At 38.4% G+C, this 22,425-nt stretch carries 15 protein-coding genes and 1 pseudogene; 11 read left to right on the forward strand and 5 right to left on the reverse strand.

Going from position 1 to position 22,425, the window contains the following annotated elements; all coding sequences use genetic code 11:
* Nucleotides 1–3 precede the first annotated feature (3 nt).
* The gene (locus tag WMO38_RS08725) at nt 4–2,286 is read left to right on the forward strand and encodes a transglycosylase domain-containing protein (RefSeq protein ID WP_349162272.1); all 2,283 of its coding nucleotides are present in this window, start codon (nt 4–6) and stop codon (nt 2,284–2,286) included.
* 43 nt (nt 2,287–2,329) lie between these two features.
* Here the strand turns inward: WMO38_RS08725 and WMO38_RS08730 are convergent, their stop codons facing one another.
* From WMO38_RS08730 to murC, 4 genes are all read right to left on the reverse strand, one after another.
* Entirely contained in the window at nt 2,330–3,514 is a 1,185-nt protein-coding gene (locus WMO38_RS08730; protein ID WP_021865177.1) for a ribose-phosphate pyrophosphokinase, read from the reverse strand.
* A gap of 102 nt (nt 3,515–3,616) precedes the next feature.
* Nucleotides 3,617–4,609: an ATP-binding protein gene (locus WMO38_RS08735; protein WP_021865176.1), complete on the reverse strand. Its 993-nt coding sequence runs from the start codon at nt 4,607–4,609 to the stop codon at nt 3,617–3,619.
* A gap of 29 nt (nt 4,610–4,638) precedes the next feature.
* Nucleotides 4,639–5,808, reverse strand: a complete 1,170-nt coding sequence (locus WMO38_RS08740) for a DnaD domain protein (protein ID WP_349162274.1) — start codon at nt 5,806–5,808, stop codon at nt 4,639–4,641.
* A 242-nt stretch (nt 5,809–6,050) separates the two neighbouring features.
* The gene (gene murC, locus WMO38_RS08745) at nt 6,051–7,433 is read right to left on the reverse strand and encodes a UDP-N-acetylmuramate--L-alanine ligase (protein WP_349162275.1); all 1,383 of its coding nucleotides are present in this window, start codon (nt 7,431–7,433) and stop codon (nt 6,051–6,053) included.
* 315 nt (nt 7,434–7,748) lie between these two features.
* On the opposite strand from murC, the gene WMO38_RS08750 reads away from it, so the two are divergent.
* The 10 genes and pseudogenes from WMO38_RS08750 to WMO38_RS08795 all read left to right on the forward strand — a co-directional run bounded on the left by WMO38_RS08750 (nt 7,749) and on the right by WMO38_RS08795 (nt 19,552).
* Nucleotides 7,749–9,023, forward strand: a complete 1,275-nt coding sequence (locus tag WMO38_RS08750; protein ID WP_021865173.1) for a glucose-1-phosphate adenylyltransferase — start codon at nt 7,749–7,751, stop codon at nt 9,021–9,023.
* Nucleotides 9,020–10,135 carry a glucose-1-phosphate adenylyltransferase subunit GlgD gene (gene glgD, locus WMO38_RS08755; protein WP_186836033.1) on the forward strand — a complete coding sequence of 372 codons (1,116 nt, stop codon included), beginning with the start codon at nt 9,020–9,022 and terminating at the stop codon, nt 10,133–10,135. Before WMO38_RS08750 ends, glgD begins: the two co-directional genes overlap by 4 nt.
* Nucleotides 10,136–10,241: 106 nt before the next feature.
* Entirely contained in the window at nt 10,242–10,802 is a 561-nt protein-coding gene (pth, locus tag WMO38_RS08760; protein ID WP_349162358.1) for an aminoacyl-tRNA hydrolase, read from the forward strand.
* 52 nt (nt 10,803–10,854) lie between these two features.
* On the forward strand, nt 10,855–14,409 hold the full coding sequence (gene mfd / locus WMO38_RS08765) for a transcription-repair coupling factor (RefSeq protein ID WP_349162278.1): 3,555 nt from the start codon (nt 10,855–10,857) through the stop codon (nt 14,407–14,409).
* Nucleotides 14,410–14,563: 154 nt separating this feature from the next.
* Nucleotides 14,564–15,538 carry an aldolase catalytic domain-containing protein gene (locus WMO38_RS08770; protein WP_021865169.1) on the forward strand — a complete coding sequence of 325 codons (975 nt, stop codon included), beginning with the start codon at nt 14,564–14,566 and terminating at the stop codon, nt 15,536–15,538.
* A 79-nt stretch (nt 15,539–15,617) separates the two neighbouring features.
* Nucleotides 15,618–16,643, forward strand: coding sequence for a branched-chain amino acid aminotransferase (locus tag WMO38_RS08775; RefSeq protein WP_349162279.1), 1,026 nt, complete (start codon nt 15,618–15,620; stop codon nt 16,641–16,643).
* 213 nt (nt 16,644–16,856) lie between these two features.
* Nucleotides 16,857–17,084 (forward strand): hypothetical protein, encoded by a 228-nt coding sequence (locus WMO38_RS08780; RefSeq protein WP_021865167.1) that lies wholly within the window; start codon nt 16,857–16,859, stop codon nt 17,082–17,084.
* A 170-nt stretch (nt 17,085–17,254) separates the two neighbouring features.
* Nucleotides 17,255–17,989 (forward strand): annotated as a pseudogene (locus tag WMO38_RS08785) (amino acid ABC transporter substrate-binding protein); the annotation flags it as partial.
* 105 nt (nt 17,990–18,094) lie between these two features.
* Complete coding sequence (locus WMO38_RS08790) at nt 18,095–18,733, forward strand: amino acid ABC transporter permease (protein ID WP_349162359.1); 639 nt, start codon at nt 18,095–18,097, stop codon at nt 18,731–18,733.
* A gap of 57 nt (nt 18,734–18,790) precedes the next feature.
* The gene (locus WMO38_RS08795) at nt 18,791–19,552 is read left to right on the forward strand and encodes an amino acid ABC transporter ATP-binding protein (protein ID WP_349162280.1); all 762 of its coding nucleotides are present in this window, start codon (nt 18,791–18,793) and stop codon (nt 19,550–19,552) included.
* Between the two features lie 77 nt (nt 19,553–19,629).
* On the opposite strand, the gene WMO38_RS08800 is transcribed toward WMO38_RS08795, so the two are convergent.
* Nucleotides 19,630–22,290 carry a cation-translocating P-type ATPase gene (locus tag WMO38_RS08800; RefSeq protein ID WP_349162281.1) on the reverse strand — a complete coding sequence of 887 codons (2,661 nt, stop codon included), beginning with the start codon at nt 22,288–22,290 and terminating at the stop codon, nt 19,630–19,632.
* Between the last annotated feature and the right edge of the window lie 135 nt (nt 22,291–22,425).

Raw genomic sequence — 22,425 nt, forward strand, 5'->3', positions numbered from 1 at the left:
CATATGGCAGCAAAAAAGAAGAAAAATAAGAAAAAGAAAATGGTTAAAAGAGTAATCCTTGGCATATTAGCAGTTCTTTTTATTGCAGGCGGCATTTATGCCGGTCCTAAGGCATTTGCAATATTACGCATGAGCAGGATTGCAAAGGCATTTGTTGAATCAAGCACAGCCAGTACATTTAAAGAGAGTAAGACGACGCTTGTATATGATACAAATGGGAACGAACTGTGCAAGATTAAAAGCAGCAAAGATATGTATTATGTCGATTTCAGTGATATTCCGCTAACACTCGATAATGCATTTGTTGTAATGGAAGACAGGGATTTTTATAATCATGACGGAATTGATTACAAAGCAATTGTAAGAGCAGCAATTGTAAATCAGAAGAGTAATGAAATCGCTCAGGGTGCGAGTACAATAACACAGCAGCTTGCAAGAAATATTTTTCTTACGCAGGAAGTAACATGGCAGAGAAAAATTGAGGAAATATTTATTGCGTGGGGGCTGGAAAAGAAATATTCAAAAGAGCAGATTCTGGAATTTTATCTTAATAATATTTATTTTGGAAATGGGTATTATGGTGTTGAGGCTGCAGCAAAAGGATATTTTAACAAAAGTGTTTCACAGCTTACATTGTCGGAACAGGCCTTTATAGCTGCGATTCCTAATAATCCGTCAAAATACAATCCGTTGACAGGATTTGATAAGACATTAAAAAGGCGTGACCTTATTTTACAGCAGATGTATGAGGCTGATTACATAAGTTATGTGGATTATTATATGGCAAAAGGCGAAAATATCGTTTTGAACCAGCCTGAACAGGAAAAAGAAGACAATTCAGTTGTTACATATGTAAGACATTGTGCTACAGAATCACTTATGAAATCGACAGGATTTTCTTTTCGTGATAATTTTTCATCTAAAGAAGATGAGGAAAGCTACGATTCATTGTATGATACATATTATACAAGATGCCAGCAGATGCTTCTTAGCGGAGGGTATACTGTGTATACATCATTTGATATGGATTTGCAGAATAAACTTCAGCAGGCTGTTGACGATAACCTTGCAGGATATACAGAGGTGTCTGATGACGGAATTTATAAGATGCAGGGGGCGGCTGTATCGATTGATAATTCAACGGGAAATGTTGTGGCGATTGTCGGAGGAAGAAGCCAGAATCTGAAAGCCGGATATACGTTGAACAGGGCATATCAGAGTTACAGGCAGTCTGGTAGTGCAATTAAGCCGCTTTCAGTATATATGCCATATCTTATGCGTGGCAAAACTGCAGATTCTATAGTTGTTGATGAGCCGATAGAAGGTGGACCGGTTAACTCTGATGGAGGTTACTGGGGTGAAATGACTGTAAGAGATGCCGTGAAATTTTCAAAAAATACAATAGCATGGAAAATATATCAGGAAATTACTCCAAGAGCAGGTGCGGCATATCTTTTAAATATGGATTTTAAAAAAGTGTGGTATGATAAGGATTACACTGCGGCAGCATTAGGCGGATTTACATATGGTGTAACAACAGAAGAGATGGCAGGAGGCTATGCTGCAATTGCAAATGATGGCATATACAGGAAAGCAACATGTATACAAAGAATTGTAGGGGCAGATGGCAAGATTGTCATTAGCGAAGCTGATAGGGGAATGCGTGTTTATGATTCAAATGCGAGCAGGATGATGACAGGTATTCTTGAAGCGGTTGTTGAACCGGATGGAACCGGTGCAGCAGGTGCTGTGGATAACGCGGTTATAGCCGGCAAAACAGGTACAACTAATTCTAATAAAGATATGTGGTTTTGTGGATATAGTGCGTATTATACAACAGCAGTGTGGATAGGCTTTGATTATCCAAAAGAAATTCAGGGGCATAACAGTGCATCATATATTTTTAAACAGTATATGACAAAGGTACATGAGAACCTGCCGAGAAGAGAGATAAGTATTTATTCGGATTCCGGACAGAATGAGACACAGTCAGCGACAGAAGCTGAGACCGAAAGCATACAGGAAACAACTGAAGAGCAGCAGCCTGTAACACAGCCGCAGACCACAACTCCGGCTAATGGTGGCACAACGGCAACAGGCGGTACTGGAAGTAACGGAGGAAATGGTAGTGTGGGAGGCAGTGCAACTTTGCCGGCAACGAAACCTACTTATCCACCTGGTGAATGGGACGCTCCGTCGATTGGTGATCCGGATAAACCGGCAGGCGGCGGTGGAGGAGACATAGATGTTCCAATAAATGGAGATCCTGACAGACCGGCAGGGTAAAAAAAGGGGTTTGGTACTAATCAAGTGCCAAACCCCTAAATAATTATTTATTATAATGTAATTCGTTATATTCTTTTACACGCTGCTGGATTCTTTCAACAGGGCTTAAAAGGTTGCTGATTGATGAATCATGATTTAATGTATCGATAAGAAGAGCGATATATTTGCTCATATCAACATTGATATACCATGGCTTAGAAAGAAGTTCTTCAGGCTGGTATACAAGGTTTGTTGTAAGAACCTTATCAATAATTCCGTTTGTATAAGCTTCATCAAATTTCTTGAATCCGTTTGTGAAAAGACCAAATGTTGTAGCACAGAATACTCTCTTGGCTTTACGGCGTTTAAGTTCAGATGCAACATCAATCATGCTTTCGCCAGAAGAAATCATATCATCAATAATAATAACGTCTTTTCCTTCAACATTGCTTCCGAGGAATTCGTGAGCAACGATAGGATTACGTCCGTTTACAATCTTTGTATAATCACGTCTCTTATAGAACATACCCATATCAAGACCAAGAACATTGGCAAAGTATACGGCACGGCCTGTACCGCCTTCATCCGGGCTGATAACCATCATATGGTCACTGTCAATGTGAAGGTCGTCCACATTAAGAAGAAGGTATTTGATAAACTGGTAAGTTGCTGATACAGACTCAAATCCCTTGAGAGGAATAGCATTCTGTACTCGTGGGTCATGTGCATCAAATGTTATGATGTTATCTACACCCATATCTGTGAGTTCCTGAAGCATAAGTGCACAGTCAAGAGATTCTCTTCCGTTACGTTTGTGCTGTCTGCTCTCGTAAAGGAATGGCATAATAACAGTAATTCTTCTTGCTTTTCCTCCGGCAGCAGCGATAACTCTCTTTAAATCTGCATAATGGTCATCAGGTGACATGTGATTTCTGAATCCACAGAGTGAATACTCAAGGCTGTAATTGCACACATCTACCATAATATATAAATCAGATCCACGGACAGAATCGTTTAATACACCTTTACCTTCGCCTGAACCAAATCTTGGTGTGCGGGCATCTAAAATATAGCTGTCTCTTTTGTAACCGTTGAATGCAAGAGTTGATTCGTTTTCGTGTTCACGCTGTTCTCTCCAATCAACAAGAAATTTATCTACTTTCTCACCCATTTTTGTGCAGCTGGCCAAAGGAATAATTCCTAATGTACCATATGGGATAGTTGCTGTGTGACGTTCGTCTCGTGGCATAATAAAATCCTCCTTGTTTGTAAATTACGTTATTGTAACAAAACCATATTAAAATATAATCATAAAAGCAAAATAAGTCAACAACTTTCGCAAAAACTTATTTTAAGCCTTTCCGGGCTTTCGTCCCGTTTTTTTCATCATTCGTATATCACTTCCGAAAACTTTTAATATTGTATAGGAACTTGTTATTCTTGAAAAAATTCGTTCGGAATAAGAATCCCTTATTTCCGAGAGTGAAAGATTAGTTGAAATAATTGTACTTTTCTTCTTTAACATCCGCTCATTAATTACATAGAACAGTTTGGAGTTAGTATAAGTGTTGCCAACTTCGGTTCCCAGATCATCAATAATAAGCAGGTCACAATCAGAAAGATAATTGGCATCAGAATCTTTATCTTCACCGAAGCGGCTGAAGTCCTGACGTTGGAATGTTGTAAACAGCTCAATTGCTGTCAGGTAAATAACGCTGTGTGAAGTATTTAAAAGCTCTCTTGCAATGCAGTTGGAAAGAAAAGTTTTGCCTGTGCCTGTGCCGCCAAAAAATAATATGTTAGCAGCTTCCTTATCAAAGTTATCAACAAATTTGTGACATATGTCAACAATACGCTGCATATTATGATAAGGTGTGAGCCCGTTAGATGGGTCAGGTGTTGTATTGTCATACCACTCATATGAAAATGTATCAAAATTTTCATTATCGGTAATATTCTTCAAATTGGAATCATGATATACAAGGTCAATAGCTTTTTTGTTAAAGCATGAGCATTTGCGGCTGTTTATATATCCGGTATCGTGGCACTGCGTACATGTGTATACAGGATCCAGGTAGTCCGCAGGCTTACCGGCACTAATAAGCAGATTTGCCTTTTGGTCATTGAGAGATTTAAGCAGACTTGTATAATCTTGGCTGTTTCCGCTTATACGGGCTTTTGCGGCCTGCATTGAAACGGATATTATCTCATTTTCAATATTCTGATATTCAGGGATAAGTGAAACAATCTCGTTATAACGCTGTTCCTGAATATGGCGGTTGTGAGTGCGTATTCCGTCATATATACGCATTATTGCATCATGTTGTGCATTGGTTAGCGGCATACTGTATTCCTTTCCCAACAGGCTGTAAGTCAGCCATTGTTGCTTATTAATTCACTTTCAAGACTGTCAATGTCAGTATTACGCTGATTAAAATTATTAAAACGGTTATTGGAAGCTTTTACTGCATTATTATATGCATTATTCCGCTTGACAGCACTTGACTGTTGGTTCTGTTCAAATTCCATATCAATCCGTTTTATGTCAGAAGTGTTTTTTACATTGGCATCTTTCCAGCGTGAAAGAATGCTGTCAGCATATTCAAAACTAGGCTGATGTGTCTTTTTAAGTGTGCGGTTGCATGCTTCAACAATTATATCGGAATCAAAGCAGTATACATCAGTCCATTTTTTGATGTAATCCTGTTCGACTTTGCCGGCTGTGCGGTTAGTTATTCCGAATGCACCGAGAACAGAAAAAGCGGTATCGTTGTATCCTGATGATGCAGCTTTTGCCTGCTTCACAGTCTGTATTCCCTTGTCAGCCCATGCAAGTGCTACTTTTTCGATATAACGCATGCTCTTGTGACCGTTAGAAACACAGTATTCAATAAGATACTCAATGAGTTCTGAAGAAAACTGTAAAGAGTCGTATAAATATGCGATTACAGAGGCATCAGACGAATTGAGGACAGAACCAAGATAAGTCTGGGCTGCATATAAAAGCATTGAAAAATCTTCCTGTTCAGACAAATCTTCCAGCTGTTTCGGTGTATATGCAGAACGCGGGTCACATGTTTCATTGGAATCCGGTGTAATAGGAACTTCTGTGTCAGAAGCGGCTGCATTATATATATCAGTAGACTGTTCTGCATGCATATGATTTGAAGGTATATGGTTTGAAAGCATCTGATTTGAATTAAGCTGTGCAGATGAATTATCGGGAGTGCTGCCTGAAGCAGAATCCAGGTTGCAGAAGGTAATTCCCGTAATCTGTCTGCCGGTGGAATCAGTTGATGCAATTAATACACCGGCCTTGTCCCAATAGCGGAGTGCACACATAATATCTGCTTCTGTCTGATTGAAAAAATCAGCGAGACAGTCTATTGATATATTAGTTTTTCCATTGGAAATACATCTTAAAAGATATAAATATATCTTTGTAAATTCACCATTGGCAAGGGGCATGAATTCGTCAATAAACACGTTGGAAACGGTAGTTGTATTATTATTGTTCATAGTTGATAAAGATAAGTTATTCATGATAATCCCCATTTCAAAATTTTCTAAAATCAGTTTAGCATATCCCGTTTAAAAATAAAAGAGGGCGACATATCCACAAAAATACAGGTGGAAAATGTGGATAATGTGGATAAATAGTAAAAAACGTGTAAAATCCTGTAAAATTTATTAACTAAAAATCCACACGGAAAATTCCATTCTTAGAATAATCCATGTGGATAATGTGGATAACTTTGTTGACAACTTTTATAAAAATTCAGAAATTACTGATTAACAAGGGCTTCGCCGACTTTATAAACATCTCCGGCACCCATAGTTATCAACAAATCGCCGTTGATACAATTTTTTAATAAAAATTTTTCGATTTCCTCAAATGAGTGGAAATAATAACATTCTTTGCCGAGTTCACCGATTGCTTTCTGTAAATCTGCTGAACTTATTCCAAGGTTATCAGTTTCTCTTGCAGCATATATGTCGGCGAGGACGACAATGTCGGCAGCTGAAAGTGCTTTTGCAAAATCACCGAGAAGTGCTTTTGTTCTTGAATAGGTATGAGGCTGGAATACGCACCATGTTCTGTTGTGTGGAAAATGTTTTGCACTGTCAAGAGTTGCTGTAATCTCGTCAGGATGATGTGCATAATCATCAACAACTGTCACACCGTTAAAAGTTCCTTTTTTCTGGAAACGTCTGTCAGTGCCTGAAAAACCGCATAGTCCTTTTTTGATTGTTTCAAGGTCAAGACCAAGTTTTATGGCAACGGCAATTGCTGCAAGTGAATTGTATACATTATGTTCGCCCGGAACACCGAGTTTTATTGTGCCATCTGGCTTATTATCAATAAGAAGTGTATATGAGCAGCAGCCGGCACTGTCATATGCGATATCAGCAGCACTGTAACGGCTTGTCGCAGGATTTGAACCAACTGTAATTACTTCACAGTCTGTATCTTTATAAAAATATTCATAGTTATCAATATCTGTATTAATAATGAGAGTTCCGTCTTTTGGAAGTTTTTCTGTAAAAAGCTTGAATGAATGGCGGATATCGTCAATATCTTTAAAGAAATCAAGATGGTCTGCTTTTACATTAAGAATTACATCAATTGTCGGATAAAATGATAAAAAGCTGTTAGTATATTCACAGGCTTCGGTTACGAAAATGTCAGATTTTCCGACACGTACATTGCCACCGATACTGTGAAGTATGCCGCCTACAGAAATAGTAGGGTCACAGTTACCGGCAAGAAGGATTTCTGTAATCATTGATGTAGTTGTCGTCTTTCCATGTGTTCCGGCAACATTTACCGCAACCTTATAATTTTTCATAAGCTGGCCTAAAAGCTCAGCTCTTGTGAGGGTAGGGATTCCAAGCTCTCTTGCACGTGCAAGCTCAGGATTGGAGTCTGAAATAGCTGCTGTATATACAACAACATCATAATCAGGATGTATATTAGAAGCCTCCTGCTTGTAAAAACATGTGCAGCCTTCCTTTTCAAGTGCATCTGTAAGTTCAGATTCGTGGCTGTCGGAGCCGGATACGGTAAAATGTCTTCCTATGAGAATATGTGCAAGACCGCTCATGCTTATTCCACCGATACCTATAAAGTGGACATGTACAGGATTATTAAAATCAATATGATACATAGATTAATTGCCTTTCTTAAAAATTACTTATTATAATGTAGTCTCCAATATTATTATAAACATAATGAGAAAAATTTCAAACTAATTTAAGGACACATTATGACCTTTTTGTCAATAGCCGGAATAAAATTGTTTAGATAATTTTTCTCGAATAAAATAATTGCATTAAAATTGTGTTTAGAATTTTTTAAATTGTCTATTTAAACAAGAAAAAAATAAAAAAAAATAAAAAATTCTTTTTACTTACAAGTCTGAATATGATATAATTAGGACAACTTAATAAGACAGTAAATTTTTAGCATCAGGGGTGAGAGCATGATTAAAAAAGAAATGATAGCCATGTTACTGGCAGGAGGACAAGGAAGCAGACTCGGAGTCCTCACATCAAAGATGGCCAAGCCGGCCGTAGCATTTGGCGGTAAATACCGCATAATTGATTTTCCATTAAGCAACTGTATTAATTCAGGGATTGATACAGTTGGTGTGTTGACTCAGTATCAGCCGTTAAGACTTAACACTCACATCGGTATTGGTATTCCGTGGGATTTGGACCGCAATGTTGGCGGTGTTACGGTGCTTCCTCCGTATGAGAAGAGTACAAACAGTGAATGGTATACAGGAACAGCCAATGCCATTTATCAGAATCTTGAATATATGGAGCAGTATAATCCTGATTATGTTCTTATTCTTTCGGGTGACCATATTTATAAGATGGATTACAAGATAATGCTTGATTATCATAAGGCCAACAATGCAGATATAACAATAGCTGCAATGCCTGTTCCTATTGAGGAGGCAAAAAGATTCGGTATTGTTGTTACTGATGATGACAACAGAATCACAGAATTCGAGGAAAAACCTGAGAATCCTAAGAGTAATCTTGCTTCAATGGGTATTTACATATTCAGCTGGAAAGTCCTTAAAAATGCACTTATTGCACTTAAAGACCAGAATGAATGTGATTTTGGCAAGCATGTCATTCCATATTGTTTTGAAAATAATAAGAGACTTTTTGCATATGAGTATAACGGCTACTGGAAAGATGTAGGAACGCTTAACTCATATTGGGAAGCTAATATGGAACTTATAGATATAATTCCTGTATTTAATCTATATGAAGAGTTTTGGAAGATTTATACCAGAACAGATGCGATTCCACCACAGTATATATCATCAGATGCTTTTATTGAAAAGAGTATTATAGGTGACGGAAGTGAGATATACGGAAAAGTCTATAATTCTGTAATAGGTTCAGGCGTTGTAATTGAAGAAGGTGCAGTTGTAAGGGATTCTATCATAATGCAGGATACTGTAATAGGAAAGAATACATCAGTTGAAAAGGCAATTATAGCGGAAGAAGTTGTTATCGGCGATAATGTTGAGATTGGTGTCGGAGAGGAAGCAGAGAATGTACTTAAACCTAAGATTTACAATTCGGGTCTTGTTACAATCGGTGAATGTACAGTTATTCCTGACGGCGTAAAGATTGGCAAAAACACAGCTGTTTCAGGTGAGACAAAACCAGAAGATTATCCGAATGGAGAACTTGTGGGAGGCGGTGTAATAATTAAGGCAGGTGACAACGTATGAAAGCAATAGGAATTATTTTAGCCGGCGGCAATAATAAGATGATGAAGGAATTGTCTAATAAAAGAGCGATAGCAGCAATGCCGGTTGCAGGAAGCTACCGCAGCATAGATTTTGCATTGAGCAATATGTCTAATTCAAAAATCCAGAAAGTTGCTGTTATAACACAGTATAATGCCCGCTCACTCAACGAGCATTTAAGCTCATCAAAATGGTGGGATTTCGGAAGAAAGCAGGGAGGACTTTTTGTATTTACGCCTACAATAACAGCTGACAGCAGCTACTGGTACCGCGGAACAGCAGATTCACTTTATCAGAATCTTCAGTTCTTAAAGTCAAGCCATGAGCCATATGTTGTAATTGCATCAGGTGATGGTATTTACAAGCTGGATTATGGTAAAGTCCTTGAGTATCATATAGAGAAAAAAGCAGATATTACGATGGTTGTAAAGAAGCTTGAAGACCGCTCTGAGATTAACAGATTTGGTGTTGTATCAATGACAGAAGAAGGACGTGTCACAGAGATAGATGAAAAACCTTTGGAGACTAATCTTTCAACAGTTTCGACAGGTATTTATATTATAAGAAGACGACTTCTTATTGAACTTATCGAAAAAGCGGCAGAAGAAGACCGCCATGATTTTGTAAGAGATATCCTTGTCCGTTATAAGAATCTTAAAAAGATTTATGCGTACAAGCTTGATACATACTGGAGCAATATTTCAACAGTTAATTCATATTACAAAACTAATATGGATTTCTTAAAGAAAGATGTAAGAAATTATTTCTTTAAACAGTATCCGGATATTTATACAAAAGTTGAGGATTTACCGCCTGCTAAGTATAACTTTGGTGCAGAAGTAAGGAACAGCCTTGTTTCAAGTGGATGTATCGTAAACGGATGTGTCGAGAATTCAGTTCTTTTTAAGAAGATTTATATCGGAAACAACAGTGTTGTAAAGAATTGTATTATTCTTAACGATGTTTATATCGGAGATAATTCCTATCTTGAGAATTGTATCGTTGAAAGCGGCAGTACAATAAAGGCAAATTCACGATATGTAGGCGAGGGTGATCCTATTATTGTAGTTGAAGATAATCCGATTTATTATTAAAATCATCATTAATTTGAAAAATTTCAGCTTGGGTGTTAATATGGCTATAATAGCTATTTCATCTGAGCTGATTTTTTATTGCGGCGGCGGAAAGGAGTTTAATTTTATGTATATAATAGCAGGACTTGGAAATCCGGGAAAAGAATATGCAGGTACAAGACACAACGCAGGATTTGCGGTTATAGATGCACTTGCTGATAAATATAATATAGATGTGGATACAGCTAAGCATAAAGGGCTTATCGGAAAAGGAATAATCGACGGTCAGAAGGTAATACTTGTAAAGCCGCTCACATATATGAATCTTTCAGGAGAATGTATACGTGAGGTTATGGATTATTATAAGGCAGATATTGATGACTTAATAGTAATATTTGACGATATAAGTCTTGAGCCCGGAAGACTGAGGCTTCGTGCAAAGGGAAGTGCCGGAGGTCACAATGGTATCAAAAATATTATTGCACAGCTTGGAAGTGACAAATTTAAGCGTATAAAATTTGGTGTCGGAGACAAGCCGAAGGAATGGGATCTTGCAGACTGGGTTCTGTCAAGATACCCGAAAGAGGTTGAGGCTGATATGGAAAATGGAATAAAGAAAGCCTGTGATGCCGTTGCATGCATAATGAATGAAGGCATAGAAAGCGGCATGAATAAATATAACGGGTAAATATATTGTTAATACAAAAAACAGTAATTTATAAAATAACGGAGTTATATAAATGAAGACATTTTATGCACCGCTTTCTGAGTTGGCGGGAATAGAACAGTTAAAGAAAGATTTTGAAGTTACAGGGCAGCCGGTTATGATAAGCGGCTGCATAGATACCCAGAAAATTCATCTTGTTCATGCTGCCGTAAATGATTACAGATTTCGTCTTATAATAACGGGTGACGAGGCAAAAGCACGCGAAATGCAGGAGGATTCACGATTTTTTGATAAATCGAGTATATACTATCCTGCGAAAGATTTCATATTTTACAGTGCTGATGTCCATGGTAATCAGCTTGCGGGTGAACGGTTAAGATGTATACAAAAAATTATTGCAGCACAAGATAATAAGACAAACATTACCGTTATTACTACAATTGACGGATGTGTTGATATGCTTATGCCGCTGCAAAGATACCGTGATAATATAATTCATTTTAAAAATAGTGATATTATTGATACGGAAAAGCTTATTTCTAAGCTTGTAGGAATCGGATATACAAGAGTTCCGATGATTGACGGACAGGGGCAGTTTGCGGTCCGTGGCGGAATAATAGATATATTTTCATATACGGATGAGACTCCGGTGCGTATTGAATTGTGGGATGATGAAATCGATTCAATACGTTTTTTTGACGTGGAGAGCCAGCGTTCAGTTGAAAAAATACAGACATACGACGTATTTCCGGCGACAGAGTGGATTTTATCTGAGGATGAAATAGATGCGGGATTTGAAAAAGTAAAAGATGAAGTTGAAAAGCAGCTTGTTACGCTTGGAAATGATAAGAAGAAAAAGACACAGCAGGAGATGGATGCATGTAACAGATTAAGACATGCATATGCTGATTTTGAAAGAACGAGAGATTACAGTAAATTCATACTGTCATTTACTGATGAGATAGAAGGGTTCACAGACTATTTTTCAAAAGATGAAACAGTTTTTGTGCTTGATGAGCCGGACAGGATTATGGAGAGAATGGAACTCATCTCATATGAGTATGAAGAGAGCATGAAGAACCGTCTTGAAGGCGGATATGTCGTTGCAAGCCAGACAAAGCTTATGCGTCCGATTGCAGAAGTTTACAAAAATATGCAGTCTTCAAGGCTTATGCTTTTATCGTCACTTGATTACAAGCCGAAAATGTTAAAACCGGCAGATTATCTGAGAATTGATGCGAGAAGCATAAGTTCTTATAATAACAGCTTTGAGTATCTTGCAGATGATATTAATAAATATAAAAGAACAGGGTACAGAGTTGTCCTTGTGTGCAATTCAAGAACGAGGGCGGCAAGAATTGTAGCAGATTTAGAGGAGCTGGGCACGCAGAGCTATTTCAGTGAGGATTATGACAAAGAAATAATGCCGGGAACTGTTATGGTTACGTATGGAAATATCCATCGTGGCTTTGAATATCCGCTTATTGGTTTTGTAATTATTACTGAGAATGATATATTTACGAGCCGTACAAGAAAGAAGCAGAAGAAGAAATACGAGGGCAGGTCAATTGCCGGATTTAACGAACTTAATGTCGGTGATTATGTTGTCCATGAAATGCACGGACTTGGTGTATACAAGGGAATTGAAAAGATTACTGTTGAGGGCGTTGAAAAAGATTATATCAAGATAGAGTACGCCGGGAACAGCAATCTGTATGTTCTTGCCACACAGCTTGACAGGCTTCAGAAATATGCTGCATCAGACACGGAAAAGAAGCCTAAGTTGAATAAACTTGGAAGTGTCGAGTGGAATAAGACCAAAGCAAAGGTTCACGGAGCTGTTGAGGAGATAGCAAAGGATCTTGTGGAACTTTATTCAATAAGACAGAACCAGAAGGGTTATGCATTTGGACCTGACACTGTATGGCAGAAAGAATTTGAAGAAATGTTCCCATATGAGGAGACTGATGACCAGCTTAATGCCATAGCTGATACTAAGGCGGATATGGAAAGCACACGAATCATGGACAGACTTATATGTGGCGATGTCGGATACGGAAAAACCGAAGTTGCCATACGTGCGGCATTTAAGGCTGTACAGGAAGGAAAACAGGTTGCTTACCTTGTGCCGACGACAATTCTCGCACAGCAGCATTTCAATACATTTGAGCAGAGAATGAAAAATTTTCCTCTTAAAGTTGCACAGCTTTCAAGTTTCAGAACCAACAAAGAAATAAAAGAAACGCTTGCTGATTTGAAGAAAGGTTTTGTCGATGTTGTTATAGGAACTCATCGTCTGCTTTCAAAAGATGTAGAATTCAAAGACCTCGGACTTCTCATAATAGACGAGGAGCAGCGTTTTGGTGTTGCACACAAGGAAAAAATCAAGAAACTGAAAAATAATATTGATGTTCTTACGCTCAGTGCAACACCGATACCAAGAACGCTTCACATGAGCCTTGTCGGAATAAGGGATATGAGTGTGCTTGAAGAACCGCCTGTAGACAGAGTACCGATTCAGACATTCGTGACGGAACATAACGACGAGATGATTCGCGAAGCGATAAACAGAGAGCTTGCAAGAGGCGGACAGGTGTATTATGTATACAATCGTGTCAGAAGCATAGATGAGGCGGCTGCACACATCCAGGAACTTGTTCCGCAGGCAAATGTGGCATTTGCCCATGGTCAGATGGAAAAGCGTGAACTTGAAAAGATTATGGTCGATTTTATCAATGGTGATATAGATGTGCTTATTTCGACAACTATCATTGAGACGGGCATGGATATTTCCAATGTAAACACGATGATTATAGAGGATGCCGATAAATTCGGGCTTTCGCAGCTTTATCAGCTACGCGGGCGTGTCGGTAGAAGCAACAGGACGGCATATGCATTTCTTTTATACAGAAGAGACAGGATGCTTACAGAGGTCGCCGAGAAACGGCTTTCTGCGATAAGAGAGTTTTCTGATTTTGGTTCAGGATTTAAGATTGCAATGAAAGACCTTGAAATCAGGGGAGCGGGAAATGTTCTCGGAAAGAGCCAGCATGGACACATGGCAGCAGTAGGTTATGATTTGTACTGTAAAATGTTAAATGAAGCCGTTAATGACTTAAAAGGAATTAAGAACGAATATAGTTTTGAAACGAATGTTGATTTGTCTGTGGATGCCTATATTCCTTCGACATATATCAAAAGTGAATATCAGAAGCTTGATATTTATAAACGTATTGCAGCTATTGAGAGCGAGGAAGAATTAAGCGACATGAAAGATGAACTTGTAGACAGATATGGTTCATTAAGCACACCGGCAGTTAATCTTTTAAATATTGCCCTCATTAAGTCAATGGCTCATAAAATCGGAATTATGGAAATGAAAGGAACTATTGAGGATGGACCGTCAGGTTGTTATAAGACAGTTATGAAAGTTTATCCTAAGGCAGAAATAAATACAGAGGCAATTCCGGATTTTATTGACAGCTTCGGAGGGGCAATGAAGCTTGTAAGCGGTTCACAGCCGCAGTTTATCTGGCGTGTGACAAAAAAGAAATACAATAATGCTGGAGAATATCTTACAGGTATTAAAGAGATGCTCAAACTTATGCAGAATAAACTTCAACTTTAATAAAAAAAGCTTATAAATGTTTTGACTTTTCGATTTAAAGTGGTATACTTATATCAATTTAACGCTTTAAAGTGAAAAATACAGACGTATCAATTAAATTAGGCGTCATGGTGAAATACGCATGGTAAAGCAAAAACATACGGAGGATTTTTTTATGCAACAGAAAGGTGAATTAATTTCGTTCAGACCAGACATCAAGGTTGTTGACTGCACAATAAGAGACGGAGGTCTTGTTAATAATTTTTATTTTGATGATGAATTTGTAAAAGATTTATATAAAACAAATGCTGCCGCAGGCGTTGATTATATGGAGTTCGGTTATAAGGCTTCAAAGGATTTGTTTGACGTGAATGAATTTGGCAAGTGGAAGTTCTGTGACGAGCAGGATATAAGAGATATTGTCGGTGATAATGATACTGACATGAAGATTTCGGTTATGGCGGATGTCGGAAGAACTGATTATAAAAAGGATATCATTCCGAAAAAAGACAGTGTAATTGATATGATTCGTATTGCGACATATGTAAATACTATCCCGGCAGCAGTTGAGATGATTAATTACTGTGCTGATATGGGATATGAGACAACAATAAATATTATGGCAGTTTCTACTGCACAGGAAAGTGAGCTTGATCTGGCACTTGATTTGCTTTCAAAGAGCAAGGCAGATGTTATTTACCTTGTTGACAGCTATGGTTCACTTTACCCTGAACAGATAAGAAGATATGCTGATAAGTACATTAAGGTTGCAGAAGCAGCAGGAAAGAAAGTTGGTATTCATGCACATAATAACCAGCAGCTTGCATTTGCAAATACAATTGAAGCATGTGCCTTCGGTGTAAGTTATCTTGATGCGACAATGAGCGGTATGGGAAGAGGGGCAGGAAACTGCTATATGGAACTCCTTCTAGGATTTTTAAGAAATCCTAAGTACAGCCTGAATCCTGTTCTTAAGTTTATTGAAAATAGAATTCTTCCACTGAAAAAATCAGGTGTTGTATGGGGATGTGATGTGCAGTACATGCTTACCGGCCAGCAGAACCAGCATCCAAGAACTGCCATTGCATTTACAGCTGATAAGAGAGAAGACTATTTTACATTTTATCAGTCAGTGCTTGACAGGGAATAATTAAGCTGATAATGTTGTTGACTTTAGTATATTATCGTATTAAAATACGTGTAAGTATTTATGAAAGGAAGTAATAAAGATGGAAAAGAAAAATCTTGACTGGTCAAATCTTGGTTTTGGTTACATGAAGACTGACAAGAGATTTGTTGCAAATTTCAAAGATGGAGCATGGGATGACGGTGTCATTACAGAAGATGATAAGGTCGTGATTAGCGAGTGTGCAGGCGTGCTTCAGTATGCACAGACATGTTTTGAAGGAATGAAAGCATATACAACACAAGACGGTCATGTAGTCATTTTCCGTCCTGATATGAATGCTGAGAGAATGGCAAACTCATGCCGCAGACTTGAGATGCCGGTTTATCCTGAAGATAAGTTTGTAGAAGCAGTTGCAAAGACTGTTAAGGCTAACGATGCATGGGTACCTCCATTTGGTTCAGGTGCGTCTCTCTACATTCGTCCATATATGTTTGGTAGTAATCCTGTTATCGGTGTTAAGCCGGCTGATGAATATCAGTTCAGAATTCTCGTTACACCTGTTGGACCTTATTTCAAGGGCGGTGCTAAGCCTCTCACAATCAAAGTTTCTGATTTTGATAGAGCAGCACCTCACGGAACAGGTCATATCAAAGCAGGTCTTAACTATGCAATGAGCCTTCATGCTATTGTTACAGCACATGAAGAAGGTTATGCAGAAAATATGTACCTTGACCCTGCAACAAGAACAAAAGTTGAAGAGACAGGCGGAGCTAACTTTATATTCGTAACAAAGGATGGCAAGGTTGTAACACCTAAGTCTGACAGTATCCTTCCTTCAATCACACGTCGTTCACTTATTTATGTTGCTAAGGAATACCTTGGACTTGAAGTTGAAGAAAGAGAAGTATTATTCGATGAAGTTAAAGACTTTGCTGAATGTGGTCTTTGCGGTACAGCTGCAGTTATCTCACCTGTAGGCAAGATTGTAAATCATGGCGAAGAAATCTGTTTCCCTAGCGGAATGGAGAAGATGGGTCCTACAATCCAGAAGCTCTACGATACTCTTACAGGTATCCAGATGGGTAAGATTGAAGCTCCTAAGGGCTGGATTTACACAGTTGAATAATAGTAGATTTATACAAATATAATATTATATTGACTCAGACGCCGGCTTGTAAGATTAATTCTTTGGCCGGCGTTTATTATGTATGCGGGAAACAGGCTGCAGACTGTGCATACACGGAAAATATTGTTTATATAATTAAGTCATTTTATATGGATTTTTTATGAACAATATGTTATTATTTAATAACAATAAATGAGAAAGAGGCGTTTTAATATGGCAGAATTTGGTACGAATGAGCGGGTTCTGCGTTCGGATGTATCACCTGAAGAATGCAAGAAGATAGAAAAGGTCTTACGGAAGAATAATATTTCCTATTATGAAAAATGGAAAACGCATTCAGGTTTACTGAAGTTCCTGGACAATAGTAAGAATATGAAGTGTGATATATACATACATATGGATTCGTATGACGAAGCAAAAAAGGTATTAGGAGATAATTAATATCTGATTGGTGGCAGCTGTGGCAGTATAGTGCCACAGCTTATTTTATGTATGCACAGGGCGGTTTATGGAAGCCGGCGGGAAGTACTTCTCATAGTTTTTGATAAAGGAGAAAAAAATTGAAGGCGATTTTGAAAAAACTCATTATGGCTGCGGCTCTTGTAGCTGTAATGGCAGGCGTGATTAGCGGCTGCGGCAGTAAAAAGAATGACAGCAACGTGGCAAAAAACAGCGGGGATACATTTACGGTAGGTTTTGATGCGGAATTTCCACCGTATGGATACAAAGATGACAGCGGAGAGTATGTCGGATTTGACCTTGACCTTGCAGCAGAGGTATGTTCAAGAAATGGCTGGACACTTGTAAAGCAGCCTATTGAATGGGAAAGCAAGGATATGGAACTTAATTCAGGTATGATTGACTGTATCTGGAACGGTTTTACAATGGACGGACGTGAAAAGGAATATACGTGGTCAACTGCTTATGTAGATAATTCACAGGTTGTGGTTGTAAAGAAAAATTCAGGAATAACAAAGCTTTCTGATCTTGCAGGTAAAAATGTTATAGTGCAGTCTGATTCATCAGCACTTGCAGCATTTACAGGAGAAGATGCCGACGAGGAAAATATCAGGCTTGCAGCAAGTTTTAAGTCGCTTCAGCAGGTTGGAGATTACAACAGTGCATTTCTTAATCTTGATGCCGGTTCTGCAGATGCAGTATGTATGGATATAGGTGTTGCAAAGTATGAAGTTGAGTCGCGTGGTGATACATTTACAATTCTTAACGAGCATGTTTCAAGCGAGGAATATGGTGTTGGTTTTAAGAAGGGCAATACGCAGTTAAGAAATCAGGTTCAGGAAACACTTGAAGAGATGCTTGCTGATGGCTCATTTGATTCAATTGTTCAGAAATGGGGACTTGAGGAGTCTGCATGTCTTGGACAGCCGGGAACAGATTCTGTTATGAAAGCAGAGGATACTGTTAAAGAAAAAACCGGATTTTTAGACAATATGTTTGATATATTAAGACAGCTTTTATCAGGAATGCTTGCATCACTTGGAATATTTGTGCTTACACTTATATTCTCACTTCCGCTTGGACTTGTTATTACATTTATAAGACGTTCAAAGTTAAAAGTACTTAACTGGGTAGCAAGAATATATATTTCAATTATGCGTGGCACACCGCTTATGTTACAGCTTCTTGTAGTATTTTTCGGACCGTATTATCTTTTCGGAATGTCACTTTCTAACAGTTACAGGTTTTACGCTGTAATTATAGGATTTTCACTTAATTATGCGGCATATTTTGCAGAGATTTATCGTTCGGGAATAGAAGCGGTTCCAAAAGGTCAGTATGAGGCAGCAGCAGTTCTTGGCTATTCAAGAACACAGACATTTGTACGAATTATTTTTCCGCAGATGGTAAAAATTGTGCTTCCACCGGTTACAAATGAAGTAATTACACTTGTAAAAGATACATCGCTTGCATTTGCACTTGCATACACAGAAATGTTTACACTTGCAAAACAGATTGCGGCAGCACAGACAAGCATTATGCCACTTTTTGTTGCAGGTCTTTTCTATTACATATTTAACTTTGTAGTTGCATATGGCATGGAGAAACTTGAAAACAAAATGAAGTATTAAGATTATTTGTGATTATTTAAGATGTGCATTGTGTAAATGCACAGGAAGGATGAGTATATGAAGCTGCTTGAAATGAAAAATGTGCAGAAAAGCTTTGGTGGGCTTGAAGTGCTTAAAGATATTTCGTTAGATGTTAATAAAGGTGAAGTGGTGGCGATAATCGGACCTTCAGGTTCAGGAAAATCAACATTTTTAAGATGTGCTACACTTCTTGAAACAATGGATAAAGGAACTCTTTGTTATGGTGGAAAATATGCCACAACAAACAAGCCTGATGAGAACACTTCTTATGTTGGCAAGAAAGATATGCTTGAAGTGAAAAGCCAGTTTGGTCTTGTGTTTCAGAATTTCAATCTTTTTCCGCATTATACAGTATTGAAAAATATTATTGATGCACCTGTACATGTTCAGGGAAAGTCAAAGGAAGAAACAGAAAAGACGGCAAGAGCACTTCTTAAAAAAGTAGGACTTGAGAGCAAAGAGGACAGTTATCCGAGCCAGTTATCAGGAGGTCAGCAGCAAAGAGTCGCGATTGCAAGGGCACTGGCAATGAATCCGCAGATTCTGTTTTTTGATGAGCCTACATCGGCACTTGACCCGGAAATAACAGCCGGAATTCTTAAAGTATTAAAAGACCTTGCTGCAGAGAAGATGACAATGGTTATAGTTACACACGAAATCGACTTTGCAAGAAAAGTTGCAGACAGGGTAATATTTATGGATGGTGGAGTTATTGTCGAGCAGGGTAGTGCCGAGGAAGTAATCGGTAATCCCAAGAATGAGAGAACAAAAGCATTTTTGTCACATCTTAATGTGTAAATTAAATAAGAATTGAAAAAGAATTGGACTGTTGTTGTGATTGTTTTAAATCAATCAAAGCAACAGTCCTGTTTTTATCAGTGATTTTTAATCATATATGAGACAGATTTTAAAATCTGTATAGTCATTGTAGGAACAAAAGCAAGAATTATAATTTGAAGCAGCTGCATCTTTGAAAGAGTTACAGCAGAAAACAGTGTTCCCAGAAACGGGATGGCTAATACCATGATGAGCAGGCATACACCGGCACAAAAGGCACTTACGCTGTAAATATTCGAGAAAAGTCCTGCTTTTGAAATTGGTTTGTCAGTGCGGCAGTTAAAACCATGAAAAAGTCTTGCAAGAGTGAGCGTTGCAAATGCCATAGTCATTGCAAGTGCAGGATTGGCTGCTGTTTGTGCGTCCTGTGCAAAAACGGAATTGTTGTATCCCAGATAATAAGCTGTCATTACTGCGATTGCAATAAGAAATCCCTGACCAATAATCCTGAAAAGGAATGATTTTGTGAGTATTCCCTGTGAAGGATCACGCGGTTTTTCATCAAGCAGTGAGTCGTCAACCGGTTCCATTCCAATTGCGATTGCCGGAAGCGAATCTGTGAGCAGATTAATGAACAGAAGCTGTACAGGAGCAAAAGGAACAGGAAGACCGGCAATTGATGTATACAGTACAGCGAGTATGGCTGCCATGTTTCCTGATAAAAGAAACAGTATTGCATTGCGGATATTGCGGTAAACACATCTGCCGTTTGTCACTGCTTTTATAATAGTTGCAAAATTATCATCAGCAAGAATCATGTCGGAAGCATCTTTGGAAACTTCCGTACCTGTAATTCCCATGGCAACACCTACATCAGCCTTTTTAAGTGCCGGTGCATCGTTTACACCATCGCCGGTCATTGAAACAATACGACCTTTGTTCTGCCATCTTTCAACAATACGAATTTTGTTTTCAGGTGATACACGGGCATAAACACTTATTTTTTCAAGCTTTGAATCAAGTTCTTCATCGCTCATTGAATCAAGCTCACTTCCTGTTACAGCAATGTCACCCTGCCTGAATATTCCGATAGCTTCGGCGATTGCAGTGGCAGTTATTTTATGGTCGCCGGTAATCATAACTGGCATTATTCCGGCACGGCGTGCATCTTTTACCGCTTGCACTGCCTCTGGACGCGGCGGGTCAATCATTGATATAAGACCGATAAAAATAAAGTCATTTTCATTCTCAAAATTAAGTGGCTCATGGCATTCTTTGTATGCAAAAGCAAGGACACGCTGGCCTTTTCTTGAAAAAACTTCATTTTGCTGTTTTATAGAATCTATATCGCTGCTATTTATTTTGCGGACGCCATCATTATCACGTATAAAGCTGCAGCGGTCTAACAGTACATCCACTGCACCTTTTGTGAGAACAGTAGGAACATTGTGAATATAGTATTTGGTGCTCATCAGCTTTCTTACAGAGTCAAATGGCAGTTCTTCAATACGCTGCATGTGATTGCGTATGTGATTTTCATTAAATGAGTTGTCAGTACCGTCAAAAGGTACTTTTTTTAACATTTCAAGGAGTGCCGATTCAGTAGGATCTCCAATACATTTGCCATCGGTTATGCATGAATCGTTTGTAAGTATTGCATCATAAAGAAGATACCGGTGAAGCGGCAGGGAAATGTCAAGCTGTTCAGGTGATATTTCTTCGGAGTTGATGTAGATATTCTGCACAGTCATTTTATTCTGTGTAAGTGTGCCTGTTTTATCAGAGCATATTACGGATACACAGCCAAGACTTTCAACAGCTTTTAATTGTTTAATAATTGCATTTTCTTTTGCCATTTTGCGTGTTCCCATAGCCTGGACGATTGTAACGATAGAACTTAATGCTTCAGGAATAGCAGCAACTGCAAGTGCAACAGCGAACATCATTGAATCGAGCATAGGCATTTTACGCACAAGACATAAGGCAAATACCAGTCCACATATAACCATAATCATTATGGCAAGTTTTTTGCTGAAATCATCAAGGCTGATCTGAAGAGGAGTTTTTCTTTCTTTAACTGAATTCATAAGACCTGCGATATTTCCGATTTCAGTATCCATTCCGGTTGATGTGACGATTACTTTGGCTCTGCCGTAAGTTACCAGGCTGCCGGAATAGACCATGTTTGTGCGGTCGGCCAGAGGCGTGTCATTACTGAGGATATCATTAAATTTGTCAACATTGGCAGATTCACCTGTGAGAGCACTTTCATTTACCTGCAGGGAAAAACTTTCTATGATACGGCAGTCGGCAACGATTAAGTCACCGGCTTCAAGCATTATAATATCGCCGGGAACTATGTCTTTTGAATGAATTTCCATTACGCTGCCGTCACGTATGACTTTTGCTGAAGGTGATGAGAGCTGTTTCAGGCTTTCAAGTGAACGCTGTGCTTTGACATGCTGGATTGTTCCTAAGACCGCATTCATTATGAGAACCAGAAATATTACAATTGTACTTTCAATATTACCTGAAAACATAGAAATAAGTGCAGCGATAAGCAGTATTACTATTAAAAGGTCACAAAACTGGCTGAAAAACACTTTTATAATGCTGTCGGGTTTCTGTTCGTCGAGTACATTTTCTCCTTTTTCAAGCAGGAGCTGTCTGGCATGATTACTGCTAAGTCCGTCCGGACTTGAGCCAAGTTTACTGATAATATCAGCAGATGCAAGAGACCAATAATTTTTTGTTTTCATAAAACTCCTTTCTTTGCGGCTATGGCTGCAAGTTACATTTTTATTACATATCAAAAAAGAGTATAAAAAAAGACTTTTATTGCACAAATACATAGATGTATACAATAGTTATACATCATATATACATATGCAATA

This window comes from Lachnospira hominis (ex Hitch et al. 2025) (assembly GCF_040096395.1).
Lineage (GTDB): Bacteria > Bacillota > Clostridia > Lachnospirales > Lachnospiraceae > Lachnospira > Lachnospira hominis.